22 protein-coding genes are annotated in these 21,456 nt (G+C 66.7%); 16 read left to right on the top strand and 6 right to left on the bottom strand.

The window, feature by feature from the left end:
• Positions 1-113 precede the first annotated feature (113 nt).
• Positions 114-1,490: a dicarboxylate/amino acid:cation symporter gene (locus H1S04_RS13965; RefSeq protein WP_181746147.1), complete on the top strand. Its 1,377-nt coding sequence runs from the start codon at positions 114-116 to the stop codon at positions 1,488-1,490.
• Positions 1,491-1,544: 54 nt separating this feature from the next.
• On the opposite strand, the gene H1S04_RS13960 is transcribed toward H1S04_RS13965, so the two are convergent.
• The 3 genes from H1S04_RS13960 to rpsB all read right to left on the bottom strand — a co-directional run bounded on the left by H1S04_RS13960 (position 1,545) and on the right by rpsB (position 3,993).
• On the bottom strand, positions 1,545-2,129 hold the full coding sequence (locus H1S04_RS13960) for a d(CMP) kinase (protein ID WP_181746146.1): 585 nt from the start codon (positions 2,127-2,129) through the stop codon (positions 1,545-1,547).
• A 105-nt stretch (positions 2,130-2,234) separates the two neighbouring features.
• Positions 2,235-3,146 (bottom strand): translation elongation factor Ts, encoded by a 912-nt coding sequence (tsf, locus tag H1S04_RS13955; protein WP_181746145.1) that lies wholly within the window; start codon positions 3,144-3,146, stop codon positions 2,235-2,237.
• A 70-nt stretch (positions 3,147-3,216) separates the two neighbouring features.
• Positions 3,217-3,993, bottom strand: coding sequence for a 30S ribosomal protein S2 (rpsB, locus tag H1S04_RS13950; RefSeq protein ID WP_181746144.1), 777 nt, complete (start codon positions 3,991-3,993; stop codon positions 3,217-3,219).
• A 363-nt stretch (positions 3,994-4,356) separates the two neighbouring features.
• On the opposite strand from rpsB, the gene H1S04_RS13945 reads away from it, so the two are divergent.
• From H1S04_RS13945 to H1S04_RS13915, 7 genes are read left to right on the top strand one after another with little or no spacing between them, the layout of a single operon-like run.
• Positions 4,357-4,632 carry a lipid asymmetry maintenance protein MlaB gene (locus H1S04_RS13945; protein ID WP_181746143.1) on the top strand — a complete coding sequence of 92 codons (276 nt, stop codon included), beginning with the start codon at positions 4,357-4,359 and terminating at the stop codon, positions 4,630-4,632.
• Positions 4,629-4,994, top strand: a complete 366-nt coding sequence (locus tag H1S04_RS13940; protein ID WP_181746142.1) for a response regulator — start codon at positions 4,629-4,631, stop codon at positions 4,992-4,994. The genes H1S04_RS13945 and H1S04_RS13940 overlap by 4 nt, the downstream gene beginning before the upstream one ends.
• Positions 4,995-5,005: 11 nt before the next feature.
• Positions 5,006-7,171: a chemotaxis protein CheA gene (locus H1S04_RS13935; RefSeq protein WP_181746141.1), complete on the top strand. Its 2,166-nt coding sequence runs from the start codon at positions 5,006-5,008 to the stop codon at positions 7,169-7,171.
• A gap of 4 nt (positions 7,172-7,175) precedes the next feature.
• A complete protein-coding gene (locus tag H1S04_RS13930) occupies positions 7,176-7,643 on the top strand; it encodes a chemotaxis protein CheW (RefSeq protein WP_181746140.1) in 468 nt (155 codons plus the stop codon).
• Complete coding sequence (locus tag H1S04_RS13925; RefSeq protein ID WP_181746139.1) at positions 7,640-8,485, top strand: protein-glutamate O-methyltransferase CheR; 846 nt, start codon at positions 7,640-7,642, stop codon at positions 8,483-8,485. The genes H1S04_RS13930 and H1S04_RS13925 overlap by 4 nt, the downstream gene beginning before the upstream one ends.
• 18 nt (positions 8,486-8,503) lie before the next feature.
• A complete protein-coding gene (locus H1S04_RS13920; protein WP_181746138.1) occupies positions 8,504-8,890 on the top strand; it encodes a response regulator in 387 nt (128 codons plus the stop codon).
• Positions 8,887-9,246, top strand: coding sequence for a hypothetical protein (locus H1S04_RS13915; protein WP_181746137.1), 360 nt, complete (start codon positions 8,887-8,889; stop codon positions 9,244-9,246). Before H1S04_RS13920 ends, H1S04_RS13915 begins: the two co-directional genes overlap by 4 nt.
• A gap of 311 nt (positions 9,247-9,557) precedes the next feature.
• Here the strand turns inward: H1S04_RS13915 and H1S04_RS13910 are convergent, their stop codons facing one another.
• Entirely contained in the window at positions 9,558-10,331 is a 774-nt protein-coding gene (locus H1S04_RS13910; RefSeq protein WP_181746136.1) for a GntR family transcriptional regulator, read from the bottom strand.
• 190 nt (positions 10,332-10,521) lie between these two features.
• Between H1S04_RS13910 and H1S04_RS13905 the strand changes: the two genes are divergently transcribed.
• The 8 genes from H1S04_RS13905 (at position 10,522) to H1S04_RS13870 (ending at position 17,995) form a co-directional block, all read left to right on the top strand.
• Positions 10,522-11,316 (top strand): class I fructose-bisphosphate aldolase, encoded by a 795-nt coding sequence (locus H1S04_RS13905; protein ID WP_220185242.1) that lies wholly within the window; start codon positions 10,522-10,524, stop codon positions 11,314-11,316.
• Positions 11,317-11,340: 24 nt separating this feature from the next.
• The gene (locus H1S04_RS13900; protein ID WP_181746135.1) at positions 11,341-12,690 is read left to right on the top strand and encodes an FGGY family carbohydrate kinase; all 1,350 of its coding nucleotides are present in this window, start codon (positions 11,341-11,343) and stop codon (positions 12,688-12,690) included.
• Positions 12,691-12,739: 49 nt separating this feature from the next.
• Positions 12,740-12,970 carry a hypothetical protein gene (locus H1S04_RS13895; RefSeq protein ID WP_181746134.1) on the top strand — a complete coding sequence of 77 codons (231 nt, stop codon included), beginning with the start codon at positions 12,740-12,742 and terminating at the stop codon, positions 12,968-12,970.
• 67 nt (positions 12,971-13,037) lie between these two features.
• The gene (locus H1S04_RS18975) at positions 13,038-13,397 is read left to right on the top strand and encodes a DAK2 domain-containing protein (protein ID WP_181746133.1); all 360 of its coding nucleotides are present in this window, start codon (positions 13,038-13,040) and stop codon (positions 13,395-13,397) included.
• Between the two features lie 173 nt (positions 13,398-13,570).
• The gene (locus H1S04_RS13885; RefSeq protein WP_181746132.1) at positions 13,571-14,512 is read left to right on the top strand and encodes an ABC transporter substrate-binding protein; all 942 of its coding nucleotides are present in this window, start codon (positions 13,571-13,573) and stop codon (positions 14,510-14,512) included.
• Between the two features lie 61 nt (positions 14,513-14,573).
• Positions 14,574-16,133, top strand: coding sequence for a sugar ABC transporter ATP-binding protein (locus H1S04_RS13880; RefSeq protein WP_220185241.1), 1,560 nt, complete (start codon positions 14,574-14,576; stop codon positions 16,131-16,133).
• Entirely contained in the window at positions 16,130-17,095 is a 966-nt protein-coding gene (locus tag H1S04_RS13875; protein ID WP_181746131.1) for a ribose ABC transporter permease, read from the top strand. Before H1S04_RS13880 ends, H1S04_RS13875 begins: the two co-directional genes overlap by 4 nt.
• A gap of 72 nt (positions 17,096-17,167) precedes the next feature.
• Positions 17,168-17,995 (top strand): universal stress protein, encoded by an 828-nt coding sequence (locus tag H1S04_RS13870; protein ID WP_181746130.1) that lies wholly within the window; start codon positions 17,168-17,170, stop codon positions 17,993-17,995.
• 476 nt (positions 17,996-18,471) lie between these two features.
• Here H1S04_RS13870 and H1S04_RS13865 read toward each other — a convergent pair whose 3' ends face one another.
• Positions 18,472-20,085: an acyl-CoA dehydrogenase family protein gene (locus H1S04_RS13865; protein ID WP_181746129.1), complete on the bottom strand. Its 1,614-nt coding sequence runs from the start codon at positions 20,083-20,085 to the stop codon at positions 18,472-18,474.
• Positions 20,086-20,166: 81 nt separating this feature from the next.
• The gene (locus H1S04_RS13860) at positions 20,167-21,429 is read right to left on the bottom strand and encodes a cyclopropane-fatty-acyl-phospholipid synthase family protein (protein ID WP_181746128.1); all 1,263 of its coding nucleotides are present in this window, start codon (positions 21,427-21,429) and stop codon (positions 20,167-20,169) included.
• Positions 21,430-21,456 lie beyond the last annotated feature (27 nt).

The raw sequence follows: 21,456 nt of genomic DNA, 5'->3' as shown, positions 1-21,456 counted from the left end.
TTCCCTCTTTTCAAGTCCCGCGACTTGGATGCAGGCTGGATGAACGGCCTGTCGCCATGGCGGTCATGCGCGGCAGCGGGAGGGCCGTGCATTCTTTAACCCAGGGCGACAACATGGCTGGTAACGCATCTGCTTCCACCCCGGGACATTCTGGTCCCTGGTATCGTCATCTTTATGTTCAGGTTCTGTGCGCCATCGCGCTTGGCGTGCTGGTCGGTTATTTCTACCCCGAAACTGGCGAGAAGCTGAAACCGCTGGGGGACGGCTTCATCCGGCTCATCAAGATGCTGATCGCGCCGATCATCTTCTGCACCGTCGTCCACGGCATCGCCAGCATGGAAGACATGAAGAAGGTCGGCCGCGTCGGCATCAAGGCGCTGATCTATTTCGAGGTGATGACCACGATCGCGCTGATCGTGGGCCTGGTCATCGTGAACGTCTGGAAGCCCGGCGTGGGGATGAATATCGACCCCGCCTCGCTGGATGCCACGGGCATCGCCACCTATACCGAAAAAGCGGCCGAGATGGGCTTTGTCGACCATCTGCTGCACATCATCCCCAATACCGTCGTCGGCGCATTCGCCGAGGGCGAGATCCTGCAGGTGCTGCTGATCGCGATCCTGTTCGCCTTCGCGCTGCATTGGCTGGGCGAGAAGGGCAAGCCGCTGCTGCACATGATCGACCTGGTGGCGCATGTGTTCTTCGGCATGGTCGGCATCGTGATGAAGGTGGCCCCCATTGGCGCCTTTGGCGCCATGGCCTTCACGGTCGGCAAATACGGGCTGGATTCGCTGGTGGCGCTGGGATCGCTGATGCTGGGCTTCTATGCCACCTGCCTGATCTTCATCTTCGTGGTGCTGGGCACGGTGGCGCGGATCGCCGGTTTTTCGATCATCAAGTTCATCCGCTATATCAAGGAGGAGCTGCTGATCGTGCTGGGCACCAGCTCGTCTGAATCGGTGCTGCCGCGGATGCTGGCCAAGATGGAAAACCTGGGCGTCGACAAATCCGTCGTCGGTCTGGTCATTCCGACCGGCTATTCCTTCAACCTCGACGGGACCTGCATCTATCTGACCATGGCGGCGGTGTTCCTGGCCCAGGCCACCAATACCGACCTGACGCTTAGCCATCAGATCGCGCTGGTGGGGATCCTGCTTCTGACCTCCAAGGGGGCGGCGGGGGTGACCGGATCGGGCTTCATCGTGCTGGCGGCAACGCTGGCATCGCTGGGGACGGTGCCGGTGGCCAGTATCGCGCTGATCCTGGGCGTTGACCGCTTCATGTCGGAAGCCCGCGCGCTGACCAATCTGATCGGCAATGGCGTGGCGACCATCGTGGTGGGCAAATGGGAAAACGCCGTCGACGTGAAGAAGATGAACGCGCGGCTGAACAATGAAAGCGATATCGAGGCGGACGATCCCGAAACCGTGCTGGTGGTCGAGGATCTGCAGACCGGCAGCAATATCCCCGGTCCCGGCCCGACGATCTGACGGGCGCCGAATGGCCGAAAAACAGCAAGGCCGCGCATCCTGCGCGGCCTTTTTCTATCGGCGACGGATCTGCACCTCGATGATGGCGCGTGACACGGCTTCGGTGATGGTCATGTCGGTGGTGTCCAGGATCACCGCGTCATCCGCCGGGCGCAGCGGCGCCGTCGCCCGCGCCGAATCGCGGGCATCGCGTTCGCGCAAAGCCGCCAGCGTCTCGGCCGGATCGGCGCCCAGTTCGGTTGCGCGCCGGCCCGCCCGTACCTCGTCCGAGGCGACCACATACAGCTTCAGTTCCGCCTGCGGGCAGATCACCGTGCCGATATCACGCCCATCCAGCACCGCCCCCGGTTCCAGCCCGGCAAAACGGCGCTGAAATTCGATCAGCGCCAGCCGCACCTCGGGGATGGCGGCAACGCGGCTGGCGGCCTGGCCGGCTTCGTTCGTGCGCAGATCGGGGCGGGCCAGATCGTCGGAATTCAGCGTCTGCGCCGCCTCGACCGGATCGCCGCCCTTGGCCCCCACCGCGCGATACAGCAGCCCGGTATCCAGATGGTGAAAGCCGAAACGCCGCGACAGCGCGCGCGCGATGGTCCCCTTGCCCGAGGCCGCAGGTCCGTCGATGGCGATGGTGAAGGGCATGTGGTCCTCGTTCCTCTCCGGTCGGATGTGCCATGCAGGCACCGGATGGCGCAATGAAAAACGCCGGCCCAGATGAGCCGGCGTTTCCGTCAGATCCGAAAAAGATCAGGCGCCCTTGAGGGTCTTGGCGACCTCGGCGGCGAAATCTTCTTCTTTCTTCTCGATGCCGTCGCCGACCATCACGCGGGCATAGCCGGTGATTTCGACGCCAGCTTCTTTCGCGGCCTGCTCGACCGTCAGGTCGGGGTTGATCACGAAAGGCTGGCCCAGCAGCGTGTTTTCCGCCACGAACTTCTTCATCCGGCCCGGGATGATGTTGTTCTGGATCACCGCTTCGGGCTTCGGCTTGTCGGACGAGGCGTTTTCTTCCAGCGCTTTGGCGGTCTGGACCTGCAGCTCACGCTCCAGCACGACCGGGTCCAGCGTCGCTTCCGACAGCGAAACCGGGTTGGTCGCGGCGATGTGCATGGCGAATTGCTTGCCGATTTCCTGCGCCTTTTCGGTCGGGCCGTTCAGCGCGACCAGCACGCCGATCTTGCCCATGCCGTCGGTCGCGGCGTTATGGACATAGGACACCACGGTGTCGCCTTCCAGAACGTGCATCCGGCGCAGGGTCATGTTTTCGCCGATGCGGGCGATGGCGTCGGTCAGCACTTCCGAAACGGGCTTGCCGTTCAGATGCGTGGCGCGCAGCACTTCGACATCGGTCGCGGTTTCCAGCGCAACTTCGGTGATCTCGCGGACCAGCTGCTGGAAATCGGCGTTCTTGGCAACGAAGTCGGTTTCCGAGTTGATCTCGATCGCGACACCCTTGCCGCCCGAGACCTGCACGCCCACCAGACCTTCGGCGGCCACGCGGTCCGCTTTCTTGGCGGCCTTGGCCAGGCCCTTGGTGCGCAGCCAGTCAACGGCGGCTTCCATGTCGCCATTGGTCTCGGTCAGCGCTTTTTTCGCGTCCATCATGCCTGCGCCGGTGGATTCGCGCAGTTCCTTCACCATCTGAGCGGTGATCGCCATTTGGTCTCTCCTTCTATGGAAATCGGACGGGACATAGTCCCGCCCGGTGACGTTTCAATGACGCGCGAAATCAGGCGTCGGATTCGGCGGCGACGGTCTCGTCCAGATCCTCGGCCGGGGTCTCGGCCAGGGCACCCAGATCAACGCCGGCGGCGCCCATCTGCGCGGTCATCCCGTCAAGTGCGGCGCGGCTGGCCAGATCGCAATACAGCGCGATGGCGCGGGCGGCGTCGTCATTGCCCGGAATGATGTAATCCACGCCTTCGGGCGAGGTGTTGGTGTCAACCACGGCCACAACCGGGATGCCCAGTTTCTTGGCTTCCAGGATGGCCAGGTCTTCCTTGTTCACGTCGATCACGAACAGCAGGTCCGGCAGACCGCCCATTTCGCGGATACCGCCCAGGGAGGCCTGCAGTTTGGCCTGCTCGCGCTCCAGCTGCAGACGTTCTTTCTTGGTCAGGCCTTCGGCGCCATGCGCCATCGTCTCGTCAATCGCCTTCAGGCGGTTGATCGACTGCGACACGGTCTTCCAGTTGGTCAGCGTGCCGCCCAGCCAACGGTGATTCATGTAGAATTGCGCCGATTTTTCAGCCGCGTCGGCGACCGATTTCTGCGCCTGACGCTTGGTGCCGACGAACAGCACCCGGCCGCCTTTGGCGACGGTGTCACGGATGACTTTCAGCGCCTGTTCCAGCATCGGAACGGTCTGGGTCAGGTCCAGAATGTGGATGCCGTTGCGGTCGCCATAGATATAGGGCGCCATGCGCGGGTTCCAGCGCTGGGTCTGGTGGCCATAGTGAACGCCAGCTTCAAGCAGCTGACGCATGGAGAATTCGGGAAGCGCCATGTCGGTTTCCTTTCCGGTTTACGCCTTGGCAGAGGGTCTCAGGGTCGCCCCCAACCGGTGGACCTGTCCGGGATTTCTCCCCGGCGGGCCCGCCTCTGCCTGTGAAGTGCGGTGCCTTTAGGCCAAATCCGCCCGCTTTGCAAGCCTCCTCTGCATCGCGGCGCGGGGGCTTCGCGCCGGTCCGCGCGAATGGTTCAAGTTTTAATTTCATCGGGCACGGGAGAGGCCGCACGCGACATCATTTTCCGTCCGCGTCAACCGAGCCTTAACCCGCCTGTGCCTAGAACAGGCAAAACGTGCTGACGTGAAGGACGCGACAATGCGCAACTCCCTTTCGAGCCGGTGCCCCGCGGGGCGCCAGAGATGACGGCGCGGCTGACGCTTCCGGCGCGGCTGGACCTGACGGCCGCGAAACCGCTTGCGTCGGACATCGCCGCGCTGGCGGGCGATGTCGAACTGGACGCCTCGGGCGTGACGCATCTGGGCGGCCTCTCGCTGCAGGTGCTGCTGGCAGCCGCGCAATCCTGCCGGGCGGCAGGCCGCAGCTTCGCGATCGTCGCGCCTTCCACAGATTTCGACGCCGCGCTGACGCTGTTCGGCGTCGACCCCTCGCACCTGACAAGGAACACCGCCGCATGAGCCTGAACATCCTCGCCGTCGACGACAGCCGGACGATGCGTGACATGCTGCGCATCTCGCTGACCGGGGCCGGCATGATCGTGACCACCGCCGATGACGGCATCCACGGACTGGAACTGCTGGAACACATGCAGCCCGATGCCATCATCTCGGACGTGAACATGCCGCGCCTGGACGGGTTCGGCTTCATCGCGGCGGTGCGCAGGATCGACCGGCTGCGCGCCACCCCGATCCTGATGCTGACCACCGAAAGCGCGCCCGAGCTGAAGGCGCGCGCGCGCAATGCCGGCGCGACCGGCTGGATCGTGAAGCCCTTTGACCCGCAGAAGCTGGTCGGTTCGCTCCACATGGTCACCGGCTGAGGAGGACGCCCATGTCCAATGACCCGATGGCCGAAATCCGCGCCTCCTTCTTCGTCGAATGCGAGGAACTGCTGGAAAGCCTGCAGGACGCGCTGAACGTCATGGACGAAGGCGCCCATGATGCCGAGACCATCAACGTCGTCTTCCGCGCCGTCCACTCGATCAAGGGTGGCGCCGGGGCCTTCGGGCTGGATGAACTGGTGAGCTTTTCGCATCGCTTCGAAACCGTCATGGAGGAGGTGCGGTCGGGCCGGCTGGACCCGACCCCCGAGGCGATCAAGCTGTTCTTCCTGACCGCCGATCTGCTGCAGGACATCGTCCGCGCGACCCGCGACGGCGATGCCGCCCCCCCCGGCACCGAGGCTGTGCTGGCGGCGCTGGAAACGCTTCTGGGCGAGGACGGCTTACAGCCCGAGGAAGCGATCGACTTTGCCCCCATGGCGCTGTCCTTCGATTTCGGTGTCACGACCGCTCCGGACGACGCCGAACGTGAGCCGGGCTGGTCCATCACCTTCGCGCCCGAGGCAGGCCTCTATACCAGCGGCAACGAGGCGCTTCTGATCCTCCGCAGCCTGTCGCAGCTGGGCGCGGCTACGATCCGCTGCCTGATCCCCGACGATCTTCCCGCACCGACGGGGGAGAATGCCGAAACGCCCCTTCTGTCCTGGCATGTCACCTTGCGGGGAGATGTGACCGAGGGCGACATCCGCCAGGTCTTCGACTTCGTGGCCGATGTCTGCCGGATCGAGATCGCGCCTCTGGGCCACGATGCCGGCTTGGGCGGGGACCTGTCCGCGCTGGTGGTCGACGCGCAGGAGGATGCGACCGCCACCGTCCTGGACCCCGCCGCGGCGCCGCCCGCCACGGATATGGGGCAGACGGACGGCGCGAACGCGGAATATGCGGCTGATGCGCCCGCGGCCGGCCGGTCCTCGCGCGCCGCAACTGCCGGTGCGCAGGCCACCGGCGCCAACGAGCCCGCGGCCACGGTTCGCGTCGATCTGGAAAAGATCGACCGTCTGGTGAACCTTGTGGGCGAGTTGGTCATCAATCAGGCCATGCTGGCGCAGAGCGTCGAGAAAGCCGGCATCGGCCATCAGTCCGATGTCATGAGCGGCCTTGAATCCTTCATGATGCTGACGCGGGATCTGCAGGAAAGCGTGATGATGATCCGCGCCCAGCCGGTCAAGCCGCTGTTCCAGCGCATGGCCCGGATCGTGCGGGAAGCCTCGGCCAGCGTCGGCAAGGAGGTGCGCCTGCGCACCGAGGGCGACTTCACCGAGGTCGACAAGACCGTCATCGAACGGCTTGCCGATCCCCTGACCCACATGATCCGCAACGCCGTCGATCACGGGCTGGAGATGCCGGAACGACGTCGCGCGGCGGGGAAATCGCCCGAGGGGCTGATCGTCCTGTCGGCCAGTCACCGCGCGGGCCGCGTGCTCATCGAAATCGAGGATGACGGCGCCGGCATCAACCGCCCGAAGGTGCGCGACATCGCCATCCGCAAGGGGCTGATCGCGCCCGACGCGCAACTCTCGGATTCCGAGATTGACAATCTGCTGTTCCTGCCCGGCTTCTCGACCGTTTCCGAGGTCTCGGCCCTGTCAGGGCGCGGCGTCGGGATGGATGTGGTCAGATCGGCGATCACCGGGCTTGGCGGCCGGATCACCATCACCAGCGCGCCGGGTCGTGGAACCAGGTTCTCGATCTCGCTGCCGCTCACCCTTGCGGTGCTGGACGGCATGGTCGTGCAGGCCGCCGATCAGACCCTCGTGGTCCCGCTCTCCGCGATCATCGAAACCGCCAGGCTGGAACCCGGAAATATCCACCACCTCTCCGCCTCGGGCGAGATGATGCGGATCCGCAGCGAGTTCGTTCCGCTGTTCGATCTCGGGCAACAGCTGGGCTTCCGGGACGCGCGGCACAAGGCGCAATCGGGCATCGTGTTGCTGATCTCGCAGGAGGACGGGCGCCGCGCCGCCCTGATCGTCGACGCGATCATGGAACAGCGGCAGGTGGTCATCAAAGGCCTCGGCCAGAGTTATGGCAACATCCCCGGCGTCGCCGCCGCAACCATTCTCGGCGATGGCCAGATCGCGCTCATCCTCGATCCGGCAGATCTTGTGCGCGCCGGCACCATCCCCTCTCACAGCGACCTGAAAGCAGCAGTGTAAGACCATGACCGACATCATCCAAACGCGCGCGGAAAAAGACGTCGAGCTTCTGTCTTTCCGCATCGGGGAACAGGAATATTGCGTCGACATCATGTCGGTGCGCGAGATCCGCGGCTGGACCCGCGCCACCCCGCTTCCCTATTCGCCGCCGCATGTGAAAGGCGTGATCAACCTGCGCGGGACCGTTCTGCCGGTGATAGACCTTTCCGTCCGCCTCGGCATGGATCCGATCGACGGGCGCGAGCAGAATGTCATCATCGTCGTGAGCGTGGGGGGCACCACCGCGGGCCTGCTGGTCGATGCCGTGTCGGATATCCTCACCGTCCCGAGAGAGGAGATGCAGCCCCCGCCCGAGGTCGGCCTCGATCCTTCCGCGCGCTGCATCGATGCGCTGCTGCTGGTCGATGGCAAGCTGATCCGCGTGCTCGACCTGAAGGTGCTGCTGCCGAACGATGCAAGGGATGTGGCATGAACCGGCCGTTGCCTTCGCCCGCGGATATCGCGCTCAGCGATCAGGACTTCGATCAGCTGCGTCAGACCATCTATTCCTACGCGGGAATTGTCATCGGCCCGGAAAAGCGCTGGATGATGCGGGCGCGGCTGCAGAAGCGGGTGACCGCGCTGCAATTGGGTTCGATGGCCGAATACCTGACACTGGTCAGGGGCGCGCGCGGGGCCGCCGAACGCGATAGGTTCATCTCGTCGCTGACCACCAATGTGACCAGCTTCTTTCGCGAAAGCCACCATTTCGCGCTGCTCGCGCATACGATACTGCCGGCATTGGCGGCGAAGGATCGCAAGATCTCGATCTGGTCCGCCGGATGCAGCAGCGGTCAGGAGCCTTACTCGATCGCGATGACGGTCCTGGAGCATCAGCCGGCGCTGGCGCCATCGGTCCGCATCACCGCATCCGATATCGACACCAGCATTCTGCAGAAAGCCAGGAATGCCATCTATAAACCCGGCGAGCTGACCGGTATCGGACCCGAACAGCGTGCGCGCTATTTTCAGCCCGTCCGGGGAACTGCGCATCCGGGCGAGTTGCAGGCCGGTTCCAGCCTGACCGCGATGGTCGATTTCCGCCAGATCAACCTGAACGCACATTGGCAGGTGACCGAACCCCATGATGTGATCTTCTTCCGCAACGTGGCCATCTATTTTGACGCCATGACGCAACGGTCGCTCTGGCGGAAATTTCACCGGGCGCTCCGACCCGGCGGATGGCTGCTGCTGGGCCATTCCGAACGCGTCCCGACTGACCAGCATGATCTGCTCTGCCCCAGCGGGATCACCGCCTATCGCCGACCGGACTGAACCCTGCAGGAGAGCGTCATGAGCCTCAAAGACCAGATCCACGTCCTCGTCGTCGATGACATGTCGACCAGTCGCGGCCTCATCGTTCAGGCGCTCGAGGCGATGGGGATCCGTAACATCCACCACGCCGCCAGCGGCGCCGAGGCGGTGGAGGCGATGGCGCGCCAGCCCGCCCATCTCGTGCTGTCGGACTACAATATGCCCGGCATGGACGGCATCCAGCTGCTGAAGACCATCCGGACCAATGCGAAGACCAGGGGCGTGGGCTTCATCCTGATCACGGGAAAGGCGGACAAGGAAATCATCGACAGCGGCAGGGCCCTGGGGTTGAACAACTTCATCAAGAAGCCGTTTGGCCCGCAGGAACTGAAATCCTGCCTTGAGGCGGTGGTCGGCCGGCTATGACAGGCAGGCCGGACCCTCTGCCGCTGGGCAGGTTTCTGCAGAATGCCTCGGATCTGCTGGAGGCAACCGCGAAGACCGCGCAGAACCTGCAATTCCACCTCGCCCAATTCATCGAGCACATGCCCGATAGCCCCCGCCAGCCGCCTGACCTCATCATTCTGCAATCGCTGGATCTGATGACGCAGACGCTGGCGGACCTTTCCACGGCCTTCCGGGCGACCTCGCGCGGCGCGATGGAAATGCCGGTCCCGGAATGGGCCGAGGTCGTGAAACAACTGAAGCTGGAATATGTCGCTCGCGCCCTGACCTGTGGCGGGGATCGTCCGGGCGCGGAAAGCGAGGTCGAGCTGTTCTGAGCGGTGCGGGCATCTTCTCGGGATCGACGGGACCATCGGCGCGTCAGTGCGGCGCATCGGCGGCGCCCCTTGGGGGCCTGACTCGAACGCCGAACCATTCTGTCGGCGGTCGGATGCGCCGGAATGCGGACCGCCCTGGGATCTGCCGGCCGGCGTTTCTCAGCATCGGTGCGGCCGCAGGCACGTTTGAAGCTTCTGCGCCGTGGACACGATCAGCGCGAAGAACGCCTGCCTCCGCCGCAAGAGGCGGCTGCATCGCCGGGGGCCGAACGCGGCGCGGCGCGATGGACCCAGGCTCGGATATTGCAGGCTCAGATATTCGTCCGGCCGGCCTCGGCGTCGCCGACCGCCTGCGCATCAACCGAGATCGTGACCACATCGCTGCGCACATAGGATTCGTAATAGTCGAACGGCACCCCCGATATGTCGCGCGACATCGACTTGATCTGCAGTGCCGGGACGTTCTTCGACAATTGCAGATAGCGTGCCGCAGCGGCGGGGGGCAGGACAGCCGCGACCTCGCGGCGGGCATGACAGATGCGATAGCCGGCCGCGCGCAGGGTCGCGTTCAGCGATTGCGTTCCCTTGAGAACCGGCTTGCCGATCAGCGTCCGGCCGATGGCCAGCGGCATCCAGTTGGTCGAATAGACCGCCGGCAGCCCGCCAAGGAAGCGTAACCTTTCCAGGCTGAAGCCGACCGTGCCCGGCGCCAGGCCCAGGGCGCGCGCCGCCGGGTCCGGCAACGGGCCCTGCTGCCATTCGAGGACGCTGGTTGTAATGGCCACATCCGGCGCGTGCGCGGCGGTTTCCAGAAAGCCCTCGGTCACCTGCAGCTTCCAGCGATTGTCGGACTGATCGCTGACGAAGGCGCCCCGGCGCGGCACGATGCGGATCAGCCGCTTCTGCTCCAGCACGCGAAAGGTGTCCCGCACGGTGGATCGGGCAAGCTCGAAACTGCGGCACAGCTCGGATTCGCCGGGAATACGCTCGCCGCTTTTCAGCGCCCCGGACTTGATCCGCTCCTCGATGATATTCGCCAGCTGGAGGTAATAGGGTTCGGTCGAGGCGCGGTCGATGCTTTGCATGATGATACCCGTTTTGTACGAACGTAACGGACAGAAAATGCCCGCGCAATGCTCTGACCCGGCCGCGAGGCGGGATTGACTCGTGGTTTTTTGTACGTACAGTACGATCATAACTGCAGGCAACCCGCCGCCTATCCACCGGGTGCCGGGCACGCCACGGCCCTGTTACCTGCACCTCGAGGAGACCCCATTGGCCAACCGTTATTCCACCAGTTACCGGATGAACCGGGTGCTGCGCGACGACCGCGCCGCGCTGATCGTCCCCATCGACCACGGCCTTGTCTGGGGCCGGGTCGAGGCGTTGGAGGCACCGGTGCAGGTCATGCGCCGCTATATCCCGATGGACATCACCGGCTTCATGGTCTCGACCGGAATCGTCAAGCAATCCGAGGTGGAGATGGCGAAGAACTCGCATCTGGCGCGGGTGCTGGCCATTGACGCCTTCTGGCCCACCAGCGCGCCCGAGACCGGGACCGGCTGCATGGCCGCCACTGTCGAGGACGCCGCCCGGCTGGGTGTCGACTGCGTCAAGATGCTACTCCCGTGGAACGTGCCCGACGACGAGAAGATCAATTACTGCAGGCGCATCGGCAAGGTCATCGGTGATGCCGGCCGCTGGGGCATTCCCACCATGTTGGAGCCGGTCTTCCTGAACACCCCGCGCAGCCCCGAGATCATCGCGGCCGAGATGGAGGTGGCGCGGGTCTGCTACGACCTCGGCGCCGATATCATCAAGATCACTTTCCCCGGCCCCGACGCGACCAACATGCTGTGCAACGAACTGGACATTCCCATCGTCGTCGCCGGCGGTCCGCTCAGCGGCGATGCGGCCTCGACGGTCAGTGACATCCGGCTGGCGATCGAGGCGGGCGCGCAGGGCGTCGTCGTCGGCCGCAAGATCTGGCAGCGCCCGCAGGCGGAGGCCGCCGACATGATGGCCGAGATCGCCGAAATTACCCGCGCCAGCTTCACCCGCCGCTGGTAAGTTCGCGCCGGGAGGAGGCAGGGGATGCTGCTTTGCGGGGTCGATATCGGCTCGACCAATGTGAAGGTCGGGCTGTCAGATGGCGGCGGGCTGCTTCGCCACGTCGAAATCGTCCCCACGCCGCGCCAACGGGATGAATTCGGCCCGGTCGCCCATCCCGGAACGCTTCTGCAGCTGATCGAGGATCTGATCCTGCGCGCCTGGCGGATGGACGGCGGCCCGCCCATCACCGCGATCTGCACCACCGGCGTGGGCGAGGACGGCCTGCTGCTCGACGCGGATCTGCGCCCCCTCGGCCCGGTCATTCCCTGGTTCGACCGCCGTGCCGCCGCCGATGCGGACGCCCTTCGCGCCAGTGCCGCCGCGACCACCCGCGCCGGCATCGCCATGGACCCGACCCGGACCGGGGCGAAATGGCGCTGGCTGCGGCGGCACTGCCCGGATCTGGTGGCGCGGGCGCGGCTTTGGGTGGCGCTGACCGATTATCCGCTGATCGCCTGGGGTGCGGCGCCCTTCATGGCCGAAACGCTGGCCGCGCGGACGGGCTGCTATGACCCGGTGGCGCACGACTGGATCGGGGCCCTTCTGGCGGAATGCGGCGCGCCGCCGCTGCCGCCGGTGATCCCGGCGCCCCGGATCGTCGGGCGGATGTCCAGTCCAAGGCTGATCGCCGCCGGCGCGGCCACCCCGCAGACCCTGCTGGCCGCCGGAGGACATGACCATCCGATCGCCGCCTCGACGATCCTGCGGCACGCGCCGTCGGCGCGGATCGACAGCCTCGGCACGGCCAGCGTGCTGTACGCCGAGATCCCATCAGCCGAGACCGCCTCCCCGGCGCTGCTGGCCCATTCGGTGCCGGTGCGGGGGGGCGCGGGACTGGCGGTGCTCGGCGTCGTGGCCCTCGCCGAGGCGCTGCAGGGCGCCGCAGCCCCCGCCGAAATTCGCGCCTTCCTGCAGGCGCTTCCGCTGCCCGGACAACCGGGGCAGCCGCTGCCGCTGATCCCCGGCGCCCCCGATGGCCGCCCCATCCGCGCCGTGCTGGAAGCCGCCGCCATGACCACGCGCGCCATGTTGGAGGCCCTTCCCCCCGGCCCAGTTCACGCCACCGGCGGGTGGAGCAGGTCCAAAGGCCTGCTGCAATTGCGCGCCAGCGTTCTGGACCGAACCATATTCGCCGCCGAGGAACCGGAACTGGCCCTTGTCGGCGCGGTGCTGATGGCCGCCGAGGCGGCTGGTGCCCCGGCCGATCTCCGCCCCCGCAGCCGCGCCATCCCGCCCCTGCCCGCATGGCGCGACGCCTATGCCGCCGCCTGGCCCGGCTTTCTGCACCGCCTGCAAGCGGCGCAACACCAGGCTGGCGGGGGCGGTTTATGACGGCATCGCCCTGCGTAAGACCCCATGCGACCGCCCGCAGAGGATGCCGATGAAAAAGCGTCTCAATGGCCCCTCCCCGGTGGTGAGCGAAATGCTCGAAGGCCGGGTCGCCGTGACCTCGGCGAACGTGCTGCTGGCGGGCGAAAGCGTCGCCGCCGGGACCGACCGCCCAGGCCGCGCCGCGCGCAACGTGGCGGTGATCTCGGGCGGGGGCAGCGCCCAAAAGCCGGTCCATACGGGCCACCTCGGGCGCGGGCTGAGGGCATCCCGGTCAGGGTGATGATCGTCGCCGGTGATGTGGCGCTGAAGGACACCGTGGGCCCGACCGCCGCAGAGCTGCGGGCACGGTGCCGGTTCACAAGATCTCGGGTGCTGCCGCCGAAGCCGGCCTGCCGCTGGCCAAGGTCGCCGCCACCGGCCGCAAGCCCGCGGCACAGGTCGGCTCGACGGAGGGCTCGGCGTCCGCAGGCTGGCCGCCCTGGGCTAACCGGGCTTCGAACTGGCGGAGGACGAAATCGAGTTGGGCCCCGGCATCCATGGCGCAAGGTTGGCAGGCTGCTATTGCCGCCGCCGATCAGGGATTGGAGGCGACGAAATCCATGCAGCCGCACGCCGGGCGCGGCAGCTATCCGGGCGACCGCGCCACCGGCATTCCCGATGGGGGCGGCCGCCGTCACCTTACGGCTGATGCATGGATGAAGACATGACCCCCCGCACAACCCCGACAGGCAGGCGCGACAACCAGACCGGCCAGTCTTGCGCGAAACGGTTGACTCGAAGCCGGCCCGGAATAGAGTCCGTTCCGTACGGACAAAAATCCATAAGGCGGCTCTCTGATGGAGGTCAGGACAGCCGCCCCATCCCCGGAGGAGGATGCTCGATGAAGAAGACTCTTGCGCTGCGCATGGCTGTGATCGCGCTGACCAGCTCGGTTGCTGCCATGGCCACCGCCCAGTCCCTGCCCGAACGCGTCGGCATCACCGTCGGTACGCTGGGCAACCCGTTCTTCGTGCCGCTGGTCAAGGGCGCGGAAGATGCCGTCAAGGCCGCCAACCCGGATGCCGATATCACCGTGGTCAGCGCCGATTACGACCTGAACAAGCAAAGCTCGCAGATTGACAGCTTCATCGCCTCGGGCGCGACGCTGCTGGTGCTGAACGCCGTCGACAGCGCGGCGGTGGGGCCTGCCGTCAAGCGCGCCAAGGATGCCGGCATGACGGTGGTGGCCGTCGATGTGACCGCCGCGGGTGCGGATCTGGCGGTCCGCACCGACAATACCCAGGCCGGACGTATCACCTGCGACTATCTGGCCAAGGCGATCGACGGCAAAGGCGACTTCATCATCATCAACGGGCCGCCGGTCAGCTCGATCATCGATCGCGTGACCGGCTGCAAGGAGGCGCTTGCCGCCTATCCCGACATCAATCTTCTGTCCGACGATCAGGACGGCAAGGCCAGCCGCGACGGCGGCTTCCAGGTCATGCAGGGCCTGCTGACCCGCTTCCCCAAGATCGACGCGGTCTTCGGCGCCAATGACCCGACCGCCATCGGGGCCGAACTGGCCGCCAAGCAGTTCAACCGGACCGAGATGATCATCGGCGGCGTGGACGGCTCGCCCGATTTCGTCGATGCGCTGCAGAAGGACGGCACGCTGCTGGTCGCCTCGGCCTCGCAGGATCCTTACGGCATGTCCAAACAGGCGGCCGAGCTGGGGCTGAAGCTGATGGCCGGCGAGACGCTGCCCGAGACCGAGATCCTGCTGGAAACCGAGCTGGTCACCCGCGACAACGCCGCCGGCTGGACCGCATGGGCGACCGAATAGCGTGATGATCCGGGCGGGGGAGGCTTCGCCCCCGCCCGTTCGGCAGATCAGGGGAACCGCCATGGCAGCCACGGCCGAGATCACGCAGCCGCCCGCGCCGCGACTGGTCATGGACAACATCTCGAAGACCTTCGGGCCTGTCCGGGCCTTGCAGGGGGTCTCGCTCCGGGTGATGCCGGGCGAGGTCCACGCCCTGATGGGCGAGAACGGGGCCGGGAAATCGACGCTGATGCGGATCCTCGCCGGGGCGATTCCCGCCGATGCGGGGGGCCGGATCGAGATCGACGGCCGCCCGGCCGAGATCAACGGGCCGCGCGACGCCCGCGATCTGGGCATCGCGGTCATCTATCAGGAACTGTCGCAATCGCCCAACCTGACCGTGGCCGAGAACATGTTTCTGGGCCGCGAGCGCCTGCGCGGCCCCTTCCTGACCGACCGCCCCCGGCAGCGCCGCGAATGCGCGCCGGTGCTGGCGCGACTGGGTGCCGATTTCGGCCCGGACACGCGGGTCGCGGACCTGTCGCTGGGCCAACGCCAACTGGTCGAGATCGCCCGCGCCCTGCTGCAGGACGCCCGCCTGATCGTCATGGACGAACCGACGACGGCCTTGAGCGAGCGCGAAAGCGAACATCTGTTCACCCTCATCGACGCCCTGCGCGCCGAGGGCATCGCCATCATCTACATCTCGCACCGGATGGAGGAAGTGTATCGGCTGGCCGACAGTGTCAGCGTGCTGCGCGACGGCCGCGATGTCGGCGGCCTCAGCCGGGCGGAGCTGGATGCCGAGCGCCTTGTGTCCATGATGGTCGGGCGCGAGATTTCGGGCTTCTATCAGAAGCTGCACCGCCCCGCCCCGCACGACGCCCCGGTGCTGGAGGTGCGCGACCTGACCGATGGCGCGGGCATCGGCCCGGTCAGTTTCGACCTGTTCGCGGGCGAGGTGGTCGGAATCTCCGGGCTTGTCGGATCGGGCCGGACCGAGGTGGCGCGGCTGATCTATGGCGCGGATCCGGCGCGAGGGGGCAGCGTCCGGCTGGACGGGACGGAACTGGACCACCGCCAGCCGCGCGCCTCGCTGGATGCAGGGCTGGCCTATCTGACCGAGGACAGGAAGGGCAACGGGCTGTTTCTGGACATGAGCGTCGCCGAAAACACCGCCATCAGCGTGCTGCATCGCCGCAGCGGGCCGGGCGGCCTGCTGCCGCCCGCAACCGTCACCGCCATGGGCCGCGACCGCATCGAGGAACTGGACGTGCGCGGCGCCGCCCCCGCCACGCGGGTGGGCAACCTGTCGGGCGGCAACCAGCAGAAGGTGCTGCTGGGCCGACTGCTGGAAACCGCGCCCCGCGTGCTGATCCTCGACGAGCCGACGCGCGGCGTCGATATCGGCGCGAAATCGGAAATCTACAGCCTGATCGACCGGCTGACCGCCAGCGGCATGGCGGTCCTGATGATCTCCAGCGAACTGACCGAGCTGCTGGGCACCGCCGACCGCATCCTGGTGATGCGCGACGGCCAGATTGCCGGCGAGGTCCCCAACACCGCCGCCAACCCCGCCTCGCCCGAGGCGATCATGCGCCTCTCGGCCGGCGCCACCCCCAGAACCGGAGGTTCCGCATGACCAACCCTTCCCAGACCGCCGCGTCCCGGCGCGAGACGATGCGAACCTGGCTGCGCCTGTCGGGGATGCTGCCGGTTCTGGTGCTGCTGTGCATCGGGTTCGAGCTGGCCAGCGGGCGCTTTCTGTCGGTGGGCAACCTGTCGATCGTGATGCAGCAGGCCTCGATCAACGCGGTGCTGGCGGCGGGGATGACCTTCGTGATTCTGACCGGCGGGATCGACCTGTCGGTCGGCTCCATCCTCGCGCTGGCGGCGGTGGTGGCGGTGGGCGCCACCATCACGCCGGGCTTCGCCTGGGCGGCGATCCCGCTGGCGCTGCTTGCGGGGGCGGCCTGCGGGCTGGTCAACGGGTCGCTGATCGCCTGGCTGGGGCTGCCGCCGTTCATCGTCACGCTGGGGGCGCTGACGGCGGTGCGCGGGGTGGCGCGGCTGGCGGCGGGGGACAGCACGGTCTTCAACTCGGACCTGCCGTTCAGCGTCATCGGCAATGGCAATCTGCTGGGCGTGCCCTGGCTGGTGGTGATCGCCTTTCTGGTGATCCTGCTGTCCTGGGTGATCCTGCGCCGCACCGTGCTGGGGACCTGGATCTATGCCGTCGGCGGCAATGCCGAGGCCGCCGCCCTCGCCGGGATCAAGGTGCCGCTGGTGCTGCTGTTCGTCTATGCCCTTTCGGGCCTGCTGGCGGGGCTGGGCGGCGTGATGTCGGCGGCGCGGCTTTACGCCGCCAACGGCCTGCAACTCGGTCAGGCTTACGAACTTGACGCCATCGCCGCCGTGATCCTGGGGGGCACCAGCTTCGTCGGCGGCATCGGATCGGTCTGGGGAACGCTGATCGGGGCGCTGATCATCGCGGTCCTGTCCAACGGGCTGATCCTGCTGGGGGTTTCGGACATCTGGCAATATATCATCAAGGGCGGCGTCATCATCCTGGCCGTGGCCATCGACAAGCTGCGTACCCGCTGACACGCGCCGCTTGCGCAAATCCCCGGAGCAGTCGACAAATGGGCCAGACAGAATCCTAGGGAGAGAACGTGCATGGCGATCCGCAGCATCCTGACCAGCTATACCGGCAGCGGCGGCGGCGCCGCCGCCCTGCACATGTCGGTGCTGATGGCGAAGAAATACGACGCCCGCATCACCGGCGCGGTCTGGCAGCCGCCGAACCCGCTGCGCAAACGCTCGGCCGCTTTCCTGACCCGCGATATCGACACCATTCTCGACCAGATGGAGACCGCATTCGTCGAGGAACGCCGCCTCGCCTTCGAGACCACCGTGGCCGAGGCCGGGCTGGCCGATCGCGCCAATTTCATCGCGCTCGGCAATACCGGCCGCACGCTGGTCGAACTGGCCCGCGCCCATGACGTGGTGGTCATGGGCGGCCCGGCGGATCGAGGCCGGTCCGAAGATTTCTCGATCCGACCGGATGTGATCGCGCTGCGCTCGGGCCGGCCGGTCATCATCGTGCCTGCGGATTACAATGCCCCGGCGATCAATGAAACCGCGGTGGTGGCCTGGGACGGCAAGCGCGCCTCGGCGCGGGCGCTGGCGGATGCGATGCATATTCTGGCGACCAAGGACAAGGTGACGCTGCTGGTGATCGGCGAGGGCCCGGTCAAGGATCGCGAGCAGATCGACGACGTGCTGCGGCTGCTGGCGCTGCACGGGGTCGACGCCGCCTTCGAACAGCGCCCCGCTGCCACCGGCGGGATCGGACGCACCATCCTCGATACCTGCATGGATCTGGGCGCGGGCATTCTGGTCATGGGCGCCTATGAACACAGCAAGTTTTCCGAGGACCTGCTGGGCGGCGTCACCCGCGACATTCTGGAAAATGCCGATCTGCCGCTGCTGATGTCGCACTGACCGCCGGTCGCAGCCAGCGCGGTTCCGGCCAGCTGGCCTGACCATCGATCCGGCTATGACACCGATGGGCGGCAGGCGGAACTGCCTGTGCCCTGCCGCCCGATCTCGGACACGCTCGGGCGCAGACCCGCCGAATGAGCTGCCCCATTCCGCACCAGCCTGCCACGCCCATCAGGCGGGGCGCGTTTCACGCTCGCGGCACCAATCGCATTCGTGTCGCCGATCAAGGCCGGTGGCACGCCCATGCCAGCCAAGCGCCCCAGGAACATCGCGCGCCGCCGGACCTCACCGATGCGGCGGCGGCCCGCGCCGCCATCCGGCACCCGATCATCGCTCGCGCCGCGTTGGTTGTCCCGCGCCGCGCATAGCCATGCGGACGATCCTGCGACCCACCCGGCACCTCGGTGCAGACCTGCACGCGGCTTTCGCCACCGGGCCCCAATCCGGCGGAGCCGGGGATAGCAGCCCCACGGCGGTCAAAAAACCTGTTCGGGAAAGCACAGGTCCAGCAGGTTCCCGGCCTGACCGGCTGGCAGCGCACCATAGAAACGCCCCCTGCCCGGCGTCAGCCGGCTGGCCGAATAGGCGTCGGCCAGGGCGGACGGTCCCCGGCGCAACAGCACCGAGGCGGTCAGCAGCAGCGCCGCGCTTTCGACGAACCAGCGCGCTTCGGCCTCGGCGACGGCACCGGCCCAGCGGTCGCGATGGGCGCGCAGCGCGGCATCATAGGCGGGATGCAGCCCCCGCGCCGCCAGAAACTGCGCCTCCAACGCCTCGGCGGCCGCCGGATCCTTCGCCAGCGTGCGCAGCGCATCGAGGCAGATGACATTGGCCGAGCCTTCCCAGATGCCGTTCAGCGGCGCCTCGCGATACAGCATCGGCAGGGGGGTGTCCTCGACATAGCCCATGCCGCCCAGCACCTCCATCGCCTCGGTGACAACCAGCGGGCACAGCTTGTTGGACAGGTATTTCGCCAGCGCGACGCCGATGCGGGCAAGGGCGCGGTCCTGCGCCGCGCCGCCGTCGAAATGCGCTGCCACATGCAGTCCCAGCGCCAGACTGCCCGCCCAATCCAGCGCCGCGTCGGCCAGCACCGCCCGCATCAGCGGCTGGTCGATCAGCAGCCGCTGAAAGGCGGAACGGTGCCGGACCCAGTGATGCGCCTCGCGCAGGGCCGCGCGCATCAGGCCGGCAGGGGCGATCGCGGTGTCCAGCCGGGTGTGGTGGACCATCTCGACAATGGTGCGGATGCCCTCACCCTCATCCCCGATCCGATGCGCCAGCGCGTCCTGATATTCGATCTCGGCGGAGGCATTGGACCGGTTCCCCAGCTTGTCCTTCAACCGCTGAATGCGGATGCCGTTGCGCGCGTCCTCCAGCCAGCGCGGCACCAGAAAGCAGGTCAGCCCCTGCCCGGTCTGCGCGAGCGTCAGAAACCCGTCCGACATCGGGGCCGAGCAGAACCACTTATGCCCGGTCAGCCGCCAATGCGCCCCGTCCGCCACCGCCCGCGTCGCATTGGCCCGCACGTCCGAGCCGCCCTGCTTCTCGGTCATCGCCATGCCCAGCGTCAGCCCCGTCTTCGCCGCCGCCGGCCGGACCGAGGGATCGTAACACCGCGACAGCACGCCCGATACCCAGCCGTCCAGACCCGCGGCCCGGCGCAGAACCGGCGTGGCGGCATAGGTCATGGTCAGCGGGCAGCAATGACCCGGCTCGACCTGACTGGCCAGATAGACCATCGCGGCATGGCGCAGATGCCCGTCCGCGCGATCCTCCCAGGCGATCGAATGATACCCCGCCGCCGATGAGGTCTCCATGAAACGGTGATAGGCCGGATGGAAATGCACCTCGTCCAGACGGCGGCCGCCGGCATCGAACAGCACCAGCTCGGGCGGATGACGGTTGGCGTCGCGCGCCGCCGACCGCATCCGCAGACTGCCCATCGCCGCACCATAGCGGGCCAATGCGCCGCCCTCGGCGAAATGGCCCCGCAGCACAGGATCATCACGCCAAAGATCGCGATCCGCCACCGACGGCGGCTGGTTCGACACCTCATGCGTGCCCAGATCGGAACGTCCTTCCAGCATCGGCGCCTCTCCCGTTTACACCGCCCCGACGCCGTCATAGCGTCAAATGCCGCAGCCTTGGGCGCGACGTGGCGGCAGTCGTTACGGCCAGTCCTCGGGCCATGCCGGTCCGGGAAGACCGCGCCGGGCTTCGGCCTCGGCCAGTTGCGCCTCGGCCGATGACAGATGGTCGCGCGTCACCGGCACCGCGTCCACCCGATGGGCCAGCTGGATCTGCCAGACCACCATCCCCCCCTCGCGGAAGGCGGCCTCGCAGCCGGCCAGATAGAATTCCCACATCCGGCAGAACGCCTCGTCATAGAGCGCCTTCGCCTGATCGCGCCGGGCCATGAAAGCCAGCCGCCAGGCACGCAGGGTCTCGGCGTAATGCAGGCGCAGGACCTCGATATCGGTGACCACAAGGCCGGATTTCTCGATCGCCTGCATGATTTCGGACAGGGCCGGGGTGTAGCCGCCTGGGAAGATGTAGCGCCGCAGGAACGGGTTCGTCGCCCCCGGCGGATCGACCCGGCCGATGGTGTGCAGCAGCATCACCCCGTCCGGCCGCAACATGCTGGCGGCTTTGCGAAAGAAACCGTCATAATGGTTGATGCCCACATGCTCGAACATCCCGACCGAAACGATGCGGTCGTAATCGCGTCCGATCTCGCGGTAATCCTTCAGGCGGAAATCGATGGCCAGCCCCTCGGTCCTCGCACGGCGCTGCGCGACGACCAGCTGCTCATCCGAAAGCGTCACCCCATCGACGCGCGCGCCCGCGACCTGCGCCAGATACAGCCCCATGCCGCCCCAGCCGCAGCCGATATCCAGCACCTCCATCCCCGGATCCAGCTGCAGCTTGGCAGCGATGTGACGCTTCTTCAGCAACTGCGCCTGGGCCAGCGGAATATCGGGCCGGGGGTAATAGGCGCAGGAATATTGCATGTCGGGGTCCAGAAACAGCCGATACAGATCCGCCGACAGATCGTAATGGCGCTGCACATTGCCCCGCGCCTGGATACGCGTGTTGATCTGGTGCAGCCGCCGCGTCAGGATGCGCATCCGCTCGAAGGCCTTCATCCAGACCGCCGGCATCAGCCCGCGGCCGCCATTGGCATAGCCCAGCATGATGAGGTCGTAGATCGAGCCCTGCACCATGTCGATCTCGCCGTCCATGAAGCACTCGCCCAGCTTCAGCGCCGGGTTCGACGCCACCGCCCGCTCCGCGCGGGTGGTGTTGAAGCGCACGGTTATCGGCGGCCCGCTGCCATCGCCCAGCCGCAACTCCTCCCCACGGGCAGAGATCACGGTCAGCTGCCCCAGCTGCATGTGTTTTTCCAGAAACAGGCGTAAAAGCGTATTCATCCAGCCCTGCACCGCCGGCACCGGACA

Origin of the sequence: Paracoccus sp. S1E-3 (assembly GCF_013868135.1) — a bacterium.
In the GTDB taxonomy this organism is placed as follows: domain Bacteria; phylum Pseudomonadota; class Alphaproteobacteria; order Rhodobacterales; family Rhodobacteraceae; genus Paracoccus.
The sequence above is the reverse complement of the archived record's forward strand: the minus strand, read 5'-3'. Positions and strand labels throughout refer to the sequence as shown.